The organism is Cupriavidus sp. 2TAF22 (assembly GCF_052115045.1).
Classification (GTDB): domain Bacteria; phylum Pseudomonadota; class Gammaproteobacteria; order Burkholderiales; family Burkholderiaceae; genus Cupriavidus.
On sequence record NZ_JBFRFX010000041.1, the window covers coordinates 43,773 to 60,319 of the forward strand.

Consider the following 16,547-nt stretch of genomic DNA (forward strand, 5'->3'; position numbering starts at 1 on the left):
GCGCCCGTTCAGCAAGCGCCGTTCAGAAGTTGGTGTGGCCGCGCGCGGCCAGGTTGGCCATCAGGGCGCGTACGCCGAACGTCCACGGAGCGATGCGGTCGCTTCGGCCCACGCGGTTGACCAGGCTGCCAAGCTGGCGGCTGGAGATGGTGACGAGATCGCCGTCCTTGTGCGTGAAACCGCCGCCAGCGGTGTCGCGGTCTTCCACCGGCGCGAACAGCGTACCCAGGAACAGCATCGCGCCATCGGGATACTGGTGGGTCGCGCCCATTGCCTGCTCGGCCAGCTCCAGCGGGTCGCGCGTGATCTGGTCCATCGAGCTGGTGCCGGACAACACAAAGCCGTCCGGGCCATCGACGCGCAGGTCCACGGTCGCCCGCCGCACGTCGTCCAGCGAAAAGCTCTGGTCGAACAGGCGCAGGAACGGCCCGATCGCGCAGGAGCCGTTATTGTCCTTGGCCTTGCCCAGCAGCAGCGCACTGCGGCCCTCGAAATCGCGCAGGTTGACGTCATTGCCCAGCGTGGCGCCGGGCACATCACCGCGGCTGTTGATGGCCAGCACGATCTCGGGTTCCGGGTTGTTCCATGCCGAGCCGGGATGCAGTCCGATTTCCGTACCGGTGCCGAGCGCAGAAAGCAGCGGTGCCTTGGTGAAGATCTCGGCGTCCGGGCCGATACCCACCTCCAGGTACTGGGACCACATGCCATGCTCGATCAGCAAGGCCTTGAGTTCGCCCGCTTCGCGGGAACCGGGCCGGATCCGGGACAGGCGCTCGCCCACCAGCGCGCAGATCCGGCTGCGGACCTCGGCGGCGCCTTGCGGGTCGCCCTTGGTCTGCTCCTCGATGACGCGCTCCACCAGGCTGCCGGCAAAGGTCACGCCTGCCGCCTTGATCACCTGCAGGTCGCATGGTGCCAGCAAGCGGGCCAAAGCGTCGCCGCCGCGGGGACCGGCCATATTGGCCAGCAGCTCGTCGAGCGTGCCGACCAAGCGCCCGCGCGCATTGCGAACCACCGTGACCGGGTCGTCGTGTTCGAGCAGGGTGCTCATGGTCGGAGCGACATCGGAAATGTCGAATACACCATCCGGCCGCAGGACCACCACGGCCGGACCCGCCGGCGCGCCGTCACCGGCCGGGATCCATGCGCGGCCGACCAGCGTCCCCGCCAGCCCGTCGGCAGGAAGCGTTTGCTTGGCGCTGAGCGCGAGCGGCAATGTCATCGATTGTCTCCACCTGATGTTGTTGTCATGAGCGCCGTGATCACCGCGGCGTTGGATGGAACTCTACGTGGCAGTCCGATAAACATCCAATCGATTATTGGGTAGAATCAATTCCGTTTAGTTATTGATTCGACCGGGTTTACCCCGTTTATGCCCAGACAAACTGCTTCCGCCCCTTCCGCCGTGCTCGCCAAGCTGCGTTTCCGGCACCTGCAGCTGCTGGATGTGCTGGGACGCAGCCACAACCTGCGCATCGCGGCCGAGCAGTTGCATATTTCCCAGCCGGCTGCCACCAAGATACTGAGCGACATTGAAGACACCCTGCAGGCCAGGCTGTTCGATCGCTTGCCAAGGGATATGCGCCCGACCGAACTGGGCGAGTTCGCGCTGCGCTACGCGTCGACCGCACTGGCCGAGCTCGGCAAGTTCGTGAGCGAACTGGAAGCGCTGCGAGCCGGCGGGCACGGCCACCTCACCGTTGGTGCGATTTCGGCGTCGGCCGCGCAGGTGGTGACTACGGCGATCCGCGAGATCCTGCAGCAGCGCCCGCGGCTGGTCGTCAAGCTGATCGAGCAGAGCAGTGACCAGCTCGCGATCTGGCTGGAAGACCGGAAGCTGGACATCATGGTCGGGCGGCTCACCGAGCCACGGCACCAGGCGATCTTCGATTTCGAGGCGCTGTCACCAGAGCCGGTCTGGGTCGTCTGCCGGCCGGGACATCCCTTGCTGGACCGGCCCAGGCTGGAAATTGCCGACATCGGCGCATGGCCGTGGATCCTTTATCCGCAGCGCACCGCCATCCGGCAACTGTTTGATGAAACCGTCGCGGCGGCGGGCATCCAGGGCCTGGTCGGCATGGTGGAGACACCATCGATCTTTTCCACGCTGGAACTGCTGCAGGCGACGGATATGCTTTCGCTGCAGCCGCGCGCCGTGGTCGAGCGCTTCGTCGCGGAAGGCATGCTGGCGCACGTGCCGGTGCCGATCCGGCGCGCCATGTCGAGCTACGGCATTGTCATCCGCAAGCATGAGTTGCCGTCGGAGGCCATGCAGCAGTTCATGGCGGCGCTGCGGGCGGCGGCCCGGTGAGACAGGGCGGGGATCGCAGGGTTACAAGGTCGACGAACCGGTTGCGGAGGAGCACTCCAAGCGCGCACGCACAGGTCCGTGTCCGCCAGCCGGTTCAGTCGTCAGGGCGTGGCGAACGAGCCGTAGGCAGCCTTGCGAGGACCTAGTTTTGCGAGCGCCTCTGCCTGCACGGCCGCGCAAGCGATGCCGTCAAGCAGCGGCACGTCTGCCTGGGCGGCGATCGCCGGTACGTACCCGCATAACGCAGCGGCCACGGTGACGACAACGTCCGCACCGTCTTCCCGGCTGAGCGACATCACCGCATCGAGCATCATTGCGCCGGCCTCGTCCGCAAGTCCGGCGCCATATGGGGCCGCCGTTTCGATGCCGCGGATGCCAGCCACGCGCCCGGCATAACCGTATGAGGCCGCCAGTTCGCGGTACAACGGCGTCAAGGCAGGGCCGATCGTCAACAGTCCGATCCTGCCGCCTATCATGCTTGCCGTGGCCAGGGCCGCTTCGGTCGTTCCAACGACGGGGACAGTCAGCATTTGCCGCAGTGCGTAAAGGGCCGTGTCCATCGAAACCCCGAGAATCACTGCATCGACATTGGCATCCAGCGTCCGCGCCATCTTCAGCAGGCCATCGATTGACGCGGCATTGTCCACCCGCGACCGGATAACCGCGGGGCCCGCGGCGTTGGTCAAGCCGAAAATCTCGCATGTGTCGCCGGTCGCCCGCCTGGCTTGCGCAAGCATGCGGTCGGTGATGTGCTGGCTGGCATTGGGGTTCAGGAGGGCGATTCGCATGGGGCTGGCGTTGTCAGTAGTCGTAGAAGACGCTGGTAAGTTCAAAGCGGTCGTCCTGAGAGGCACGCCGCGCGACAGATGGCCTGCTCCCGGCGTTGGCGTTCTAGGCCTGCGGCGTGCCGCCGGCCGCGCCAGCCTGGATCAACAGCACCGCATCGCGCTTGTTGAGCAAGTGCTGGCGCAGGATGGCGGCAAGCCGCTTGCCATCGCGGGTTTCCAGGGCAAGCAGCATCTCTTCGTGGTCGTGGATGGCGCTGTCCCATTTCGGCTTCTGGTAGTTCGAGCGAAAGCGCAATGCCTGCAGCCGCCGGTTCACCGACAGATAGGTCTGGCGCAGCGCGGTGTTGCGTGCCGCAAGGTTGATCTGGTCATGGATCTGGTGATTGAGGCGGTAGTAGCCGGGCAGGTCTTCGTTCGCCCGGCATGCCAGCATCGCATAGTGAAGGGCCTTGATTTCCGCCAGTTCGACGGCCGTGATGCGCTCGCAGGCCAGCTCGCCGGAGAAGGCTTCCAGGCCGCTCATCAGTTCAAAGGTATCCAGTATCTCGTCGGTAGTAAGGCGCGATACGGTCGCGCCGCGATTGGGCGAGATATCGATCAGCCCTTCGGCGGCAAGCACCTTCAGTGCCTCCCTCAGCGGCGTGCGCGAGATGCCGAGGGTCTCGCAGAGTTCGCGTTCATTGAGCTTGCGGCCCGGCTCCAGAACCCCCTCGACGATGAATGAACGCAGGTGAGCGACCACCGTGTCGTGAAGGCGCTGGCGTTCAACCTTAGGCAGGACCAGGGCCGGCGAATCCATCACTTGGACCTCTTGTTTTAGCATTCAAAATTCCCTCTTGGCGTTTGCATGCGATTTTAGCAGACGCTTAACCGAAACTCAAAAATCCGCGTAAACCCGCGCCGTATATGGCATGCCGGGGTAAACACTACGCAAATTGCCGCTTCCTTCGTGAAGTCTGTCTGGTAAAGTATTTTGCATTCAAAACTCAAAAGGAGGAGTCAAATGCTGAATCTCAACTTCCACCCGGCCGGCCGTCACTTCCTGCAGATCCCCGGACCGAGCCCGGTGCCCGATCGCATCCTGCGCGCCATCAGCTACCCGACCATTGACCATCGCGGGCCGGAATTCGGCGCCCTGGGCCTGAAGGTGCTGGAGGGCATCAAGAAAATCTTCAAGACTGCGCAGCCGGTGGTGATCTATCCGGCTTCGGGCACAGGGGCATGGGAAGCGGCGTTGTCGAACACCCTGAGTCCCGGCGACACGGTGTTGATGTTCGAGACCGGCCACTTCGCCACGCTGTGGAAGAAGATGGCCGAAAACCTCGGCATCCGCCCCGAGTTCCTCGGATTGCCCGGGGTGGAAGGCTGGCGTCACGGGGTCCAGGCCGATATGATCGAAGCCCGCCTGCGCGCCGATACCGCGCATGCGATCAAGGCAGTGTGCGTGGTGCACAACGAAACCTCGACCGGCGTGACTTCAGATATCGCCGCCGTGCGCCGCGCCATCGACGCGGCCGGGCACCCGGCATTGCTGCTGGTCGACACCATCTCGGGGCTGGCGTCTGCCGACTACCGCCATGACGAGTGGGGCGTGGACGTCACCGTGTCAGGCTCGCAGAAGGGCCTGATGCTGCCGCCGGGCATCAGCTTCAATGCGGTGTCGCCCAAGGCCATCGAAGTGTCTCGCGCGGCCCGGTTGCCGCGCAGCTTCTGGGGCTGGGAGGAGATCATCGAGATGAACCGCACCGGCTACTGGCCCTATACGCCCAACACGAACCTGCTCTATGGCCTGTCCGAAGCCCTCGACATGATCCTGGAGGAAGGGCTGGACCAGGTGTTTGCCCGCCACCAGCGCCTGGCCGAAGCCTGCCGGCGCGCGGTCAGTGCCTGGGGCCTGGAGATCCAGTGCGCTGACCCGGCGGTCTACAGCCCGGTGCTCACCGGCGTGATGATGCCCGACGGGGTCGATGCGGACCTGGTGCGCCGGAACATCTATGACCGCTTCAACATGTCGCTTGGCGCGGGCCTCGGCAAGGTCAAGGGCCGCATGTTCCGCATCGGCCATCTGGGCGACTGCAACGACCTCACGCTGATGGCCACGCTGGCCGGCTGCGAAATGGGCCTGAAGATGTCGGGCGTGCCGGTCGCGGCAAGCGGCACTGTGGCCGCCATGGACTATCTCGCCGCGCACGCCACGCCGCTGCCGCTCAAGGCTGCGGCCTGACGTAGCCACTCCATCCCGGACAGGGGCGGGCGCCACGCGTGCCCAACGCGCCTGCCGGGACGGATCGCAACGGATCAGCGCAGCACTGCCGTACCTGACAAAAAACAGAGGAGACGCTGTGGATACAACACTGCAGGCGGGAGCAAAGATCAGGACGTTCGAGGATGCGACATATCGCAAGGTGAGCTGGCGACTTGTGCCATTCCTGATGGTCTGCTTCCTGATCGCTTATCTCGATCGTGTCAACGTAGGTTTTGCAAAGCTGCAGATGGCGCAGCAACTGGGCTTCAGCGAAACCGTCTACGGGCTGGGCGCCGGGATTTTCTTTATCGGCTACTTCTTGTTCGAAGTGCCGAGCAACCTGGCATTGCACAAGTTTGGCGCCAAGATCTGGATCGGCCGGATCATGATCACGTGGGGGCTGCTTTCCGCGTGCTTCGCGTTCGTGCAGACGCCAACCCAGTTCTACACGCTGCGCTTCCTGCTGGGGCTGGCCGAAGCCGGCTTCACGCCGGGCATCGTGTACTACCTGTCGTGTTGGTACCCGTCACACCGGCGCGCCAAGATCATGGCCATCTACTGCATGGGTTCGCCGCTGTCCGGCATCATCGGCAATCCGCTGTCCGGGTACTTGATGGGCGGCATGGCGGGTGTGGCCGGCTGGAGCGGCTGGCAGTGGATGTTCCTCATCGAGGCGGTACCGGCAGTCCTGCTCGGATGCTTCTGCTTCTACTACCTGGACAACTCCATTGCCAAGGCAAAGTGGCTGACCAGCGAAGAGAAACAAGTCCTCGAGCAGGCAAAGACCGAGGACGTCAAGGCGGCGGATCCGCAGGCGCGCGTCGGCAAGGTATTCACCGACCCTCGCGTCTGGCTGATCAGCCTGATCTGCTTCTGCTATGTCACGGGCCAGTACGGCATCACGTTGTGGCTGCCCACGTTCATCAGGTCGACCGGTGTCAGCGACCCTTTCCATATCGGCTTGCTGAGCGCCATCCCTTATATGGCGGCGATCGTCGCGATGTACTACTTCGGGCGCAGCGCCGACAGGCACCGCGAGCGGCGCTGGCACCTGATCATCCCTTGCATGATGGGGGCGATCGGTTTCCTGGCACTGCCCTGGGTCATGCACAGCACCGCGCTGTCCCTGGTGTTCCTGTCGATCGCCGCAGCCGGTATCCTGACCTGCACGCCGCTGTTCTGGTCCTTGCCGACGGCATTCCTCAGCGGCGCGGCGGCGGCGACGGCGATTGCCATGAGCAACTCGATCGGCAATCTCGCCGGCTTTACCAGCGGCTACATGATCGGCTACCTCCGCGACGTGACCCAGAGCGGCAATAGCGCCTACTACATGATCGCCGGGATTCTGATCCTTGGCGCCTTCGCGATCTGGACGCTGCCCGCCAAGCTGGTCAACCGATAGCAGGTGATGCGGGGCGCGGGCGTTGCGCCCTGGCTCCGCATCCCCGGCACCACAGCAACCTTCGTCAACACTTCGCGCGCCCTTGCCGGCGCATGGAAGCTCTCATGACAAACTCGTACGAACCGGGGCCGGACGGCCCGCGACATCACGCCCCGTTCAGCGTGGTGGAAGCTACCGTTGCCAGCGCGCATGCCGCGATGCGGGAGGGCCGGCTGACCGCGCTCCAGCTGGCGCGCGAATGCCTGGACCGCATTTCGGCGTATGACCAGAGCGGTCCCATGCTGCGCAGCATCCTGCAATGCAATCCGCTCGCGCTGGAAGAGGCCGCGCGCATCGACGCCATCGCCGGGCGCAACCCGTCACAGGCCCTTGCGCCCCTGCACGGCATCCCGGTGCTGGTCAAGGACAACATCGAATGCGATGGCATGGCAACCACTGCGGGCGCCGCCTGCCTGCGCGGAAATTTGTCCGCCGGCGATGCCTTTGTCATCCGCCGCCTGCGCGAGGCCGGCGCCATCGTCCTGGCCAAGACCAACCTGCATGAACTCGCCTCGGGAGGCGAGACGGTCAGCACCCTGGCTGGACAGACCCTGAACCCCTATGACCTGACGCGCACGCCTGGCGGTTCCAGCGGCGGCACCGGCGCCGGCATCGCCGCCAGCTTCGGCTTGCTGGGCATCGGCACCGACGGCGTCAATTCGATCCGCTCGCCGGCCTCTGCAAACAGCCTGGTTGGCCTGCGCCCGACCATGGGGCTGGTCAGCCGGTCGGGGCTGGTCCCGTGCGGGCTGACGCAGGACACCATCGGCCCGATCACCCGCACCGTCGCCGATACGGCGCGGCTGCTCGATGTCATTTCCGGCTATGACGATGCCGACCCGGTCACCAGCGTGGGCGCGCCGCACATTCCGGCGAGCTACACCGCAAGCCTTGACCGCGATGGACTCAAGGGCGCGCGCATCGGCGTGCTGCGCCATTTCTTCGGCGACCAGGAGGTGCACCGTCCCGTCAACGCCGTCATGCAGGCAGCGCTGTCGGTGATCGCTGCCCAGGGCGCCGAGCTCGTCGCGATTGAAGACGCCATCAGCCCGGACGAATTGCTGGCCTCCACGCTTGTGCACCACTACGAGATGGAGCGCGATCTCGACGCCTACCTGAAGGGGATGGCACCCGGCGTGCCAGTGCGCTCGATGAAGGACATCATCGCCGCGGGGGAGGTCCATCCGAGCGTGGCGGGAACGCTGGTTACCGCTGCTGCCCTGAGCGGTCGGGAACGCGAGTACCGCGAGCGGCTGCGGCGCCAGCAGGCATTGCGCGAGCGGCTGCAGGACCTGATGGCGCGTCATCGGCTCGACGCTCTGGCGTTTCCGCACCAGCGGCGCCTGGTGGTGCCGGTTGGCGAGACCCAGGCAGAGCGCAATGGTGTGCTCGCATCGGCCACCGGCTTTCCGGCCATTGTCATTCCGGCCGGGTTTTCGGCACCGGACGGCCATGCACGCCAGGGCGTGCCGGTCGGACTGGAGTTCTTTGGCCTCCCTTTCACGGAACCCGTGCTGATACGGCTTGCCTTTGCCGCGGAGCAGGCGTTGCGCGCGCGCCGGCCACCGCACTCGACACCAGCGCTGGCATAGCGAACAGCCGTCGGAACGAAGTTTTATCGCTGCTCTACAAACGCCCGCCGGACACGGCGGCGACAAGGTCGCGGACATACCGCGACACCCTCGCAACGAGGAGGAGACAAAGATGGGCGCAGAAACTGTAGTTCAATCGCCGAATTCCCCACAGCAGCACGAACTCGACCGGGCCATGGATGGCATCGGGGTAACGGCCTCGCACAAGAAGATCATTTTCCTGATCATGCTGGGGGTGATGTTCGACGTCTTCGAGCAGAACGCCGTTGGCCTGGTCGGCCCCATATTGCGAGAGCAGTGGGGAATCTCGGTCGCGGAAATTGGCTTCCTCAATACGCTGACCTTCAGCGCCGCCGCGCTGGGGCGCATCGGCTCCGGCTATATCGCGGACCGCTACGGCAGGCGCACGATGCTGAGCGTGAACTTGCTGCTGTTCACGCTGGGCGCCATCATCTGCGCGCTGGCACCCAACTATGGGGTATTGGCGGCGGGCCGCTTCATTGTCGGCATCGGCCTCGGCGGCGAAATCTCCATTGCCGTGACCATGCTGGCCGAATTGTGCTCGACGCGCTTCCGCGGTACCGCGGTAGGGATGGTCAGCGTGGGCAGCGGTGGCCTGGGCAATATGCTGGCCCCGGCCTTCGGCTTGGCCGTGTTCGCCCTGTTCCCGGGGCCGGACAGCTGGCGCTGGCTGTTTGCTTGCCTGGTGCTGCCGGCGTTCTTTGTCGTGTTCTACCGGCGATTTATCCCCGAGACGCCGCGCTTCCTGCTGTCCAAGGGGCGCGTGGATGAAGCTAACCGGGTGCTGTCGGTCCTCGCGTCCGGCCGCCTGGGCAAGCTCGACGGGGAGCCGACACCTTATATCAAGGCTGCGGTGCAGGACGACGCCCCGCGCACCAAGGTGCGGTTGAGCGATATCTTCAGGGGGCGACTGGGGCGACGCACGATCGCACTGGGCATTGCGGTATCGATGACCTACGGCGCGCAGATCTCGGTGCTGACCCTGATGCCGACCATCCTGATGTCGCAGGGCTACACCATCTCGAAGAGCTTTCTCTTTACCATGGTGATGCAAAGCGGCAGTCTGTTTGGCGCGCTGGCGGCGTCATACTGCGGCTATCACTTTCCGCGCAAGCGCGTGCTGACGGTCGGCGCGGGGCTGGCCTGCGCGGCCGGGCTGTGCTTCGGCTTCCTGACCTATAACGTAGCGCTGGTGCTGCTATTTGGCGCCGCCTTTACGTTCTGTGTGGTGTTGCTGAACACCTCGATCTGGATCTTCGCGCCGGAGCAATATCCGACCCATGTGCGCGCATTCGGCACCTCGGTGATCCTGGCGCTTGGCACGCTGGCGGGAGCGCTGACGCCGCTGGTCAGTGGCCGCGTGTTTGAAAGCCATGGTGTTGGCGGCATGTTCAGCATGCTCGCTGCAATGTACGCCGTGTTTGCGTTGAGCGTGCAGTTCGCGCCGGAAACCTTCGGGCGCGCCATGGGTGAGACCGCCGCCGACGACGAAGCCGGCCCGGCAGTCGATGGCAGTACAGCGAGTGCAATCCGGTCGTGAAAGCCGGTCCGCTCGCCGCAGCGCGCGTTGCACGCTCGCCGGCGAGCGGCGCTGAAGGCGATATTCATCACATTTGAAGAGGTACTTGAACGCATGACATCATCCAATATCGACCGGGTTGCGCAGGCGCTGCTCAGCGCGCGGGGCGAGCGCCGTTGCGCCGATGCGGAGCTTTTCGCCACCGCACTTGAAAACGCCGACCAGGCCTATGCCGTTCAGGCGATCGTGGCGCGTTCGCTGGGCTGGAAAGACGCCGGCACCGCCTACTGGAAATCCGGGGGTGCTTCGCGTGACGCGACGCTGACACATGCGCAGCTGCCGTCAGCCGGCGTGTGGGCCAGTCCCGCGCAGGCCGGCGACTGGCCCTTCACAAGGCGCGGCATCGAGGCTGAAATTGCGCTGCGGATCGGTCGCAGCGTCGACGCCGCGCAAGCGGCCAGTCTTGACCGCGCCGGCGCGGGGGCGTTGGTCGATGCGATGGCGGTGTCCATTGAAGTCGTCGATTCGCGCTGGCAGCAGTACGTGGCCGCGCCAGCCCTGCTGAAGCTCGCCGACTTGCAGTCACATGGCGCACTGGTGCTCGGAGAGTGGCGTGACTATGTCGGCCGGGACTGGGCTACCCAGCGTTGCCGGGTGCAGATCGGCACCGAAGCGACCGAGCGCCGCGGCACCCATGCGCTCGGCGATCCGGCCTACGGACTGCTTGCGTGGCTGCGCCACGCCACGCGCGAGGGACGACGCGTGGAGGCTGGTACGGTTGTCACCACTGGCACCTGGGTGGGCATCCTCGACGCGTCCGAAGGCGACCTCGTGACCGCGGAGTTCGATGGCATCGGACACGCCTCGGTCCAGCTCTGAGGAGGGCTGAGGACACGCCCCCGTGGCCAGCACAGACGCCGGATCAGGCGATCCTACGGCGCAAAGTTGCTCACTGCCACCCGGCGCTTGTCCTCGCCGATCTTGGACATCGGCACCTTCCGCTCTTGCAGCAGGCGGTAGGTTTCGGGCGACATGATCGCCACGGCATGCTGGCCATCCTGCCATTTTGCGATGAAGGCATCGAGTGTCGGCAGCCATTTTTCCGGCTCCTGCTGCGTGCCGAACTCCAGTTCGTCCGGGTGCTCCACCATCACGGTGGCATGGCGCAGGTAGAACGGCAGCGTGTGATCCAGCGTGCGTACGCCGTAGATCGGCATGTCGTCGGTGAGCACGGCCCGGATCGCCGGCACGAGGTTCGCGCCGGAGGCCGGGCCACCGATCGATTCGTGCCCGAGCAGCGCCGTGGTAAATCCGGCGAACAAGGCGAGCGAGTACACCAGCATGCTGGCCATCCGGCCATGGGTGCGCAGGAGCCGGCGGGCGGGCCACAGCCCTGCCAGCATCACGACGAACGCGGCCGCCACCCAGACCGCGTAGCGGCGGTAGTCGGCGTTGGCCGTGTGGTTGGAATGCAGCGTGGCCACTACCGGGCTGGCCAGCAGGCCGACCACCATGATCGCCATCATGCCGCTGACCTGGCGGCGCCAGCCGCGGTCGTCGATGCGCTCGAGCGCAATGGCGGCCAGCATGCCCAGGGCGGGGAAGACCGGCACGATGTAGCCGGGCAGCTTGGAGCCCGACAGGCTGAAGAAGACGAAGATCGCGCCGGCCCAGGCCGCCAGCAGCAGCGGCGGGCGGAACTGCCGTGACGTCGCCGTGCGCGCCGCCGCGCGGTCGTCGCGCAGCACCGCCCACATGCGCGGCGCCAGCCCGAGCCAGGGCAGGAATCCCGCCACCAGCAGCGGCACGAAATACCAGACCGGCCCGCCGCGCGAATGCACGGTTGAGGTATAGCGCTGCCAGTGTTCGTGGATGAAGAAAAAGTGCGGGAACTCGGGATTGCGCGCCGATACCAGCCAGAACCACGGCACGGTGACCGCCAGCATCAAGGCGATGCCAGTCAGGAGATGCAGACGCTTCCACAGGGCGACGTCGCGCGAAATCAGCGTGTAGACCACCAGCACCAGCCCGGGCAGCGCGATGCCCACCAGCCCCTTGCTGAGGATGGCCACGCCCATCGCCACCCAGCATGCCCACATCCAGTAGCGGCGCGCCGCCGGCGTGGCCGCGGGATGCTGGGCCACCAGCATGAAGGCCAGCACGCAGGCCATGGCGCCGGACAGCGTCATGTCCAGCGAATTGAAATGCGCCGCCACGCTCCACATCGGCGCGGCCACCAGCACCAGGCCGGTCAGCAGGCCCGCGCGCTTGCCGTACCAGCGGGCCGCCGCGAACATCGACGCCACCAGCCCCACCATGCCCGACAGCGCCACGCACAGGCGCGCCTGCCAGTCGCCCACGCCGAACAGCGTGTACGACAGCGCCGTGACCCACATGTGGAACGGCGGCTTCTCGAAGTACTTCAGCGCGTTGTAGCGGATCGTGACCCAGTCGCCGGTGGCGAACATCTCGCGGGAGATCTCGGCATAGCGGCCCTCGTCGGAGCTGAGCAGGTGGCGGGCGCCGAGCGTGCCGAACCACAGCAGCAGCACCGCCAGGCCTGCCAGCAGCCAGATGCCGGCCGGCAGGCCCGCCACCGGCCGGGCAAGCCACTCGGGTCCGCGGGGTTGCGCGTTGGCGTGATCTTCGGGGTGAACCTCGGTGTGAACGCGAGTGGGAGATCGGTCTTGCATCGGATGCTTGTGATCGCTCATGCGCTGCCCTGCGCCGGAAACACCACGGCCACGGTGAGGCCGCGGCCCGCCGGGCCGTCTTCCAGCCGCACCGTGGCGCCATGGCGCGTGGCAATGTTCTGCACGATCGCCAGGCCCAGCCCGCTGCCGTGCGCGTCGCTGGCATTGCCGCGGTGAAAGCGCCGGAACACATTGTCGCGCTCGGCCGGCGCGATGCCCGGGCCGGTATCGGTCACGGCCAGCACGGGCGCGCCATCGGCCAGCTCGATGCGCAGGTCGACCCGGCCGCCGGCGCCGGCGTAGCGGATCGCGTTGTCGGCCAGGTTGCGCAGCAGGATGAACAGATCGCCGGCCACGCCGCGCACCCGGCATTCGGGGTCGCGGGCTTCCAGGCCCAGGTCCACCTCCCTGGCTTCGGCCATGGGCAGCAGCTCCCGTACCACCTGCACGGCCACGTCGTGCAGGCGCACGTCGCCGACCAGCGACTGGGCCGCGGAGGTACTGTCCTCGCTGCGCGCCAGCGTCAGCAGCTGCGCCACCAGGTGGGTGGTGCGGTCCAGGCGGTCGCCCAGCTTGGCCAGCGCCAGCTTCTGCTTGTCAGCGCTGTCGGCGCGCAGGGCGAGCTGCAACTGCAGCTTGAGCGCCGTGAGCGGTGTGCGCAACTCATGCGCGGCATCGGCGACGAACGCACGCTGGGTGTCCATCGATTGCCTGAGCCGGTCGAGCAGGGCGTTGAGCGCTTCCACCACCGGCACCAGTTCAGGCGGGCCGCTGTCGTCGAGCGGCGCCAGGCTGTCGGCCGAGCGGCTGCCGACCGCGCGCGCGATCTCCTCCACCGGGCGCAGCGAGCGCCGCACCACGAAGTGGATCAGCAGGCCAAGCACCGGGACCAGCACCACAATGGGCAGCAGTGCGCCAAGCGCGAGCGAGGCCGCCAGCTTGCGGCGAAACACCAGCGATTGCGCGGCCTGCACATAGCGCTCGCCGACGTGCGCGCCGTAGATGCGCCATTCGCGGCCTTGCGCGCGCAGGTCATGGAAGCCCGGCAGGTCCGCGCGCGGCAGCGAGATCGGATGCGAGGCGTAGACCTGGCGGCCCTGTACGTCCCAGGCCTGTACCACGATCTCCTCGTCCAGTTCGTGGTCGCCCAGCGGCGGCGTGGTTTCGCTCGCCAGGTGTGGCGGCAGTATGCGCGCTGCCTGCTCCAGTTGCGCATCGAAGACCTCGCTGGCTTCTCGCCTTACCTTGAAGTATGCGCCCGCGCCCRCCACCAGGGCGCACATGAGCATCGCCCCGAGCAGGCCGGCCAGCAACTGGGCACGGATCGTCCTCATGCCGAGCCTCCCAGCTTGTAGCCGACACCGCGCACGTTGCGGATGAAGTCCGCGCCGAGCTTCTTGCGCAGCGCGTGGATATGGACTTCCACCGCATTGCTGCTGATTTCCTCGTTCATGTTGTAGACGGCTTCGCGCAGGCGCTCATGGGAGACCACATGGCCGGGCTGTTCCATCAGGGCCTGCAGCACCATGAACTCGCGCATCGACAGCGCGACGATCTCGCCCGCGCAGCGTACCTCCCGCGTGGCCGGGTCCAGGCGCACGCGGCCATGGGCCAGCTCGCTGCTGATGCGCCCGGCGCTGCGGCGCAGCAGCGCGCGGATGCGGGCAAACAGTTCGTCTAGATCGAACGGCTTGACGAGGTAGTCGTCGGCCCCGGCGTCGAGTCCGCGCACGCGGTCCGCGGTGGCGTCGCGCGCGGTCAGGATCAGCACTGGCAGCGCCAGCCCGCGCGCGCGCAGTTGCCGCAGCACGTCTTCGCCGGAGCGCCCGGGCAGGCCCAGGTCGAGCAGCATGGCGTCGTAGGTGCCGGGGGCATTGGCGGCCAGCGCGGCATCGGCCAGGCGTCCGTCCCTGACCCAGTCAACCGCATAGCCTTCGGCCCGCAGGCCTTCCTCCACGCTTTCGCCGATCATCGGGTCGTCTTCCACCAGCAGCAGGCGCATGGCAGGGGTCCTTTGTACGTTGATGGGTCGCCGTCAGCGCCGCTGCAGCCGGTCCAGGCGCAGGCGCTGGCGGTGGTCGGTCAGGCGCCGCACCGCCAGCGTGGCGGCCAGGATCACGCCGAGCATGCTGCCCCCGGCGAGCAGGAACATCAGCAGGATCTGGTAGCGCGCCGCGGCGATCGGGTCCATGCCGGCCAGGATCTGGCCGGTCATGATGCCGGGCATGGTGATGATGCCGGCCGCGGCCATGGTGTTCATGGTGGGCAGCATACCGCTGCGCACCGCCTGGCGCACGATCACGCGCAGCGCGGCATGGCGGTCGTCGCCCAGCGCCAGGCGCGCATCGATCGCCGCGCGCTGATGCCAGACGGCGGTAAAGGCGCCGTTGAGCGCCAGGCTGGCGGCGTTCATGACGTTGCCGAGGATGATGCCGGCCAGCGGGATGGCATGGCGGGCGTCGTACCAGGGCGTGGGGCGCAACGCCGTGGTCAGCGCCAGCACGGTCACCACCAGAGTGGGCAGGCTCACGGCGGCGGCGCCGATCAGCGCATGCCAGGGGCCCGCCAGGCGCCGCTCCTGCCGGCTGCCTACCTCGCGCGCGGCGGCCGCGATCATGGCCGTCACGGTCAGCGCGGTCGCCAGCGGCGAGGACAGGCCGAACACCGTGCGCAGCACCAGGCCGACCAGCAGCAACTGCACTACCATGCGGCCGGCGGCCCAGAGCAGGCTCCGGTGCACGCCCAGCGACATGGCCAGCGATGCCCCGGCGCCGCCGAGCACAAGCAGGCTGGCCAGCGCCAGATCGTAGGCCGAGAGCGGGATCGGGGTCATGTCGGCACCGCCTCCAGCCCGGTGGCGCCGAGGCGGTAGTGGCGGTCTTGCAGCCGCGCGACCTGGGCGGGATTGTGCGACACCACCAGCAGCCCGAGTCCCTGCGCCTTGCAATCGTCAAGCAGGGCTTCCACGGCGAGCGTGGCGGTGGCGTCCAGCGCCGAGGTCGGCTCGTCAAGCAGCAGGAAGCGCGGCCGGCGCACCAGCGCGCGGATCAGGGCCAGGCGCTGCCGCTCGCCGGTGGACAGGCGCGCCGTGGCGGCCTGCAGGATGTCCGGCGGCAGGTGCAGGCGGGCCAGCAGTGCCTGTGCCGCCGCCGCATCTTCCATGTGGTCGAGCACGTCGTCGCCCCACCACCCGGACTCCGCCGCCACGTACATGACCTGGCGCCGCCAGGCCGGCGCGCTCATGCTTTCGCGCGGCACCAGGCCCAGCCTGACATCGCCGCGATTGGGGTCGAGGTCGGCGATCATGCGCAACAGCAGGCTCTTGCCCGCGCCGGAAGCGCCGGACAGCACCACGCAGCGGCCAGGCTCCACGGCAAGGCTGAACGGCCCGCGCCCGACGCCTACCACCCCACTGACGACCAGGCTGGCGGCCGCGGGAGGCACGGCAAACACAGGGGAGGGCACGCCATTGCCGGCGGCACGCTGCGCAACGGGCGCCATCGGGTCTCCCAGTGTCATGGGTTGAGCCATCCGCGCGCGATCGGTCTGGCCAGTACGTATCGGTAAAGCTGCTCGGCACGCGCCGTGAGCGTGGCAAGCAGCGGGCGGGTGGACGCGCCCGCCGCGATGGCCGCGCAACACGCCGCCAGCGCGAACGCGCCGGCGATGTCCAGCGGAAAGTGTACGCCGAGGTAGACACGCGCCCAGCCCGTGGCGGCCGCGGCCGCCAGCAGGCCGGCTCCGCTCACGCGCAAGCCGGCGCTGCGCGCGCGGACCAGGACGAAGCCGAGCGTGGCCAGCAGCGTGACGTGGTCGCTCGGGAACGAGGCGTCGGCGGCATGCGCCAGGTAGGTATGGCCGATACCCGCCATGAACGGGCGCGGCATCGGCAGCAGCGCGCCGAGCGCGGCGGCGCACACAGCGCCCAGCGCCGCCG

At 67.1% G+C, this 16,547-nt stretch carries 15 protein-coding genes; 6 read left to right on the forward strand and 9 right to left on the reverse strand.

Annotation, left to right across the window (positions count from 1 at the left end; genetic code table 11):
- Window positions 1–22: 22 nt before the first annotated feature.
- Complete coding sequence (locus AB4Z48_RS32920; protein WP_441621802.1) at window positions 23–1,222, reverse strand: fumarylacetoacetate hydrolase family protein; 1,200 nt, start codon at window positions 1,220–1,222, stop codon at window positions 23–25.
- A 150-nt stretch (window positions 1,223–1,372) separates the two neighbouring features.
- Here AB4Z48_RS32920 and AB4Z48_RS32925 point away from each other — a divergent pair, with 150 nt between their 5' ends.
- Window positions 1,373–2,311 carry a LysR substrate-binding domain-containing protein gene (locus tag AB4Z48_RS32925; RefSeq protein ID WP_441621804.1) on the forward strand — a complete coding sequence of 313 codons (939 nt, stop codon included), beginning with the start codon at window positions 1,373–1,375 and terminating at the stop codon, window positions 2,309–2,311.
- A 101-nt stretch (window positions 2,312–2,412) separates the two neighbouring features.
- On the opposite strand, the gene AB4Z48_RS32930 is transcribed toward AB4Z48_RS32925, so the two are convergent.
- Together AB4Z48_RS32930 and AB4Z48_RS32935 are read right to left on the reverse strand one after the other, a co-directional pair.
- Window positions 2,413–3,099 carry an aspartate/glutamate racemase family protein gene (locus tag AB4Z48_RS32930; RefSeq protein ID WP_441621806.1) on the reverse strand — a complete coding sequence of 229 codons (687 nt, stop codon included), beginning with the start codon at window positions 3,097–3,099 and terminating at the stop codon, window positions 2,413–2,415.
- A 103-nt stretch (window positions 3,100–3,202) separates the two neighbouring features.
- On the reverse strand, window positions 3,203–3,922 hold the full coding sequence (locus tag AB4Z48_RS32935) for a GntR family transcriptional regulator (protein ID WP_441621808.1): 720 nt from the start codon (window positions 3,920–3,922) through the stop codon (window positions 3,203–3,205).
- Between the two features lie 180 nt (window positions 3,923–4,102).
- On the opposite strand from AB4Z48_RS32935, the gene AB4Z48_RS32940 reads away from it, so the two are divergent.
- From AB4Z48_RS32940 to AB4Z48_RS32960, 5 genes are all read left to right on the forward strand, one after another.
- Entirely contained in the window at window positions 4,103–5,323 is a 1,221-nt protein-coding gene (locus AB4Z48_RS32940; protein WP_441621810.1) for a pyridoxal-phosphate-dependent aminotransferase family protein, read from the forward strand.
- 118 nt (window positions 5,324–5,441) lie between these two features.
- Window positions 5,442–6,746: an MFS transporter gene (locus AB4Z48_RS32945; RefSeq protein ID WP_441621812.1), complete on the forward strand. Its 1,305-nt coding sequence runs from the start codon at window positions 5,442–5,444 to the stop codon at window positions 6,744–6,746.
- Window positions 6,747–6,850: 104 nt separating this feature from the next.
- Window positions 6,851–8,377 (forward strand): amidase family protein, encoded by a 1,527-nt coding sequence (locus AB4Z48_RS32950; protein ID WP_441621814.1) that lies wholly within the window; start codon window positions 6,851–6,853, stop codon window positions 8,375–8,377.
- 112 nt (window positions 8,378–8,489) lie between these two features.
- On the forward strand, window positions 8,490–9,938 hold the full coding sequence (locus tag AB4Z48_RS32955; protein ID WP_441621816.1) for an MFS transporter: 1,449 nt from the start codon (window positions 8,490–8,492) through the stop codon (window positions 9,936–9,938).
- A 93-nt stretch (window positions 9,939–10,031) separates the two neighbouring features.
- Window positions 10,032–10,796 carry a fumarylacetoacetate hydrolase family protein gene (locus AB4Z48_RS32960; protein WP_441621834.1) on the forward strand — a complete coding sequence of 255 codons (765 nt, stop codon included), beginning with the start codon at window positions 10,032–10,034 and terminating at the stop codon, window positions 10,794–10,796.
- Between the two features lie 53 nt (window positions 10,797–10,849).
- On the opposite strand, the gene AB4Z48_RS32965 is transcribed toward AB4Z48_RS32960, so the two are convergent.
- From AB4Z48_RS32965 to AB4Z48_RS32990, 6 genes are all read right to left on the reverse strand, one after another.
- On the reverse strand, window positions 10,850–12,631 hold the full coding sequence (locus AB4Z48_RS32965) for a glycosyltransferase family 39 protein (protein ID WP_441621818.1): 1,782 nt from the start codon (window positions 12,629–12,631) through the stop codon (window positions 10,850–10,852).
- On the reverse strand, window positions 12,628–13,944 hold the full coding sequence (locus AB4Z48_RS32970) for an ATP-binding protein (RefSeq protein ID WP_441621820.1): 1,317 nt from the start codon (window positions 13,942–13,944) through the stop codon (window positions 12,628–12,630). The genes AB4Z48_RS32965 and AB4Z48_RS32970 overlap by 4 nt, the downstream gene beginning before the upstream one ends.
- Entirely contained in the window at window positions 13,941–14,612 is a 672-nt protein-coding gene (locus AB4Z48_RS32975; protein WP_441621822.1) for a response regulator, read from the reverse strand. Before AB4Z48_RS32975 ends, AB4Z48_RS32970 begins: the two co-directional genes overlap by 4 nt.
- Before the next feature lie 33 nt (window positions 14,613–14,645).
- A complete protein-coding gene (locus tag AB4Z48_RS32980) occupies window positions 14,646–15,443 on the reverse strand; it encodes an ABC transporter permease (protein ID WP_441621824.1) in 798 nt (265 codons plus the stop codon).
- Window positions 15,440–16,129, reverse strand: coding sequence for an ABC transporter ATP-binding protein (locus AB4Z48_RS32985; RefSeq protein ID WP_441621826.1), 690 nt, complete (start codon window positions 16,127–16,129; stop codon window positions 15,440–15,442). The genes AB4Z48_RS32980 and AB4Z48_RS32985 overlap by 4 nt, the downstream gene beginning before the upstream one ends.
- Window positions 16,126–16,547, reverse strand: a 422-nt coding sequence (locus AB4Z48_RS32990; RefSeq protein ID WP_441621828.1) for a phosphatase PAP2 family protein, incomplete at its 5' end; no start/stop codon positions are given. The genes AB4Z48_RS32985 and AB4Z48_RS32990, both read right to left, overlap by 4 nt.

Coding starts and splice junctions, on each gene's coding strand:
- AB4Z48_RS32920 (WP_441621802.1), bottom strand. CDS start 1,222: ATGACATTGCCGCTCGCGCTCAGCGCCAAGCAAACGCTTCCTGCCGAC.
- AB4Z48_RS32925 (WP_441621804.1), top strand. CDS start 1,373: ATGCCCAGACAAACTGCTTCCGCCCCTTCCGCCGTGCTCGCCAAGCTG.
- AB4Z48_RS32930 (WP_441621806.1), bottom strand. CDS start 3,099: ATGCGAATCGCCCTCCTGAACCCCAATGCCAGCCAGCACATCACCGAC.
- AB4Z48_RS32935 (WP_441621808.1), bottom strand. CDS start 3,922: ATGCTAAAACAAGAGGTCCAAGTGATGGATTCGCCGGCCCTGGTCCTG.
- AB4Z48_RS32940 (WP_441621810.1), top strand. CDS start 4,103: ATGCTGAATCTCAACTTCCACCCGGCCGGCCGTCACTTCCTGCAGATC.
- AB4Z48_RS32950 (WP_441621814.1), top strand. CDS start 6,851: ATGACAAACTCGTACGAACCGGGGCCGGACGGCCCGCGACATCACGCC.
- AB4Z48_RS32955 (WP_441621816.1), top strand. CDS start 8,490: ATGGGCGCAGAAACTGTAGTTCAATCGCCGAATTCCCCACAGCAGCAC.
- AB4Z48_RS32960 (WP_441621834.1), top strand. CDS start 10,032: ATGACATCATCCAATATCGACCGGGTTGCGCAGGCGCTGCTCAGCGCG.
- AB4Z48_RS32965 (WP_441621818.1), bottom strand. CDS start 12,631: ATGAGCGATCACAAGCATCCGATGCAAGACCGATCTCCCACTCGCGTT.
- AB4Z48_RS32975 (WP_441621822.1), bottom strand. CDS start 14,612: ATGCGCCTGCTGCTGGTGGAAGACGACCCGATGATCGGCGAAAGCGTG.
- AB4Z48_RS32980 (WP_441621824.1), bottom strand. CDS start 15,443: ATGACCCCGATCCCGCTCTCGGCCTACGATCTGGCGCTGGCCAGCCTG.
- AB4Z48_RS32985 (WP_441621826.1), bottom strand. CDS start 16,129: ATGACACTGGGAGACCCGATGGCGCCCGTTGCGCAGCGTGCCGCCGGC.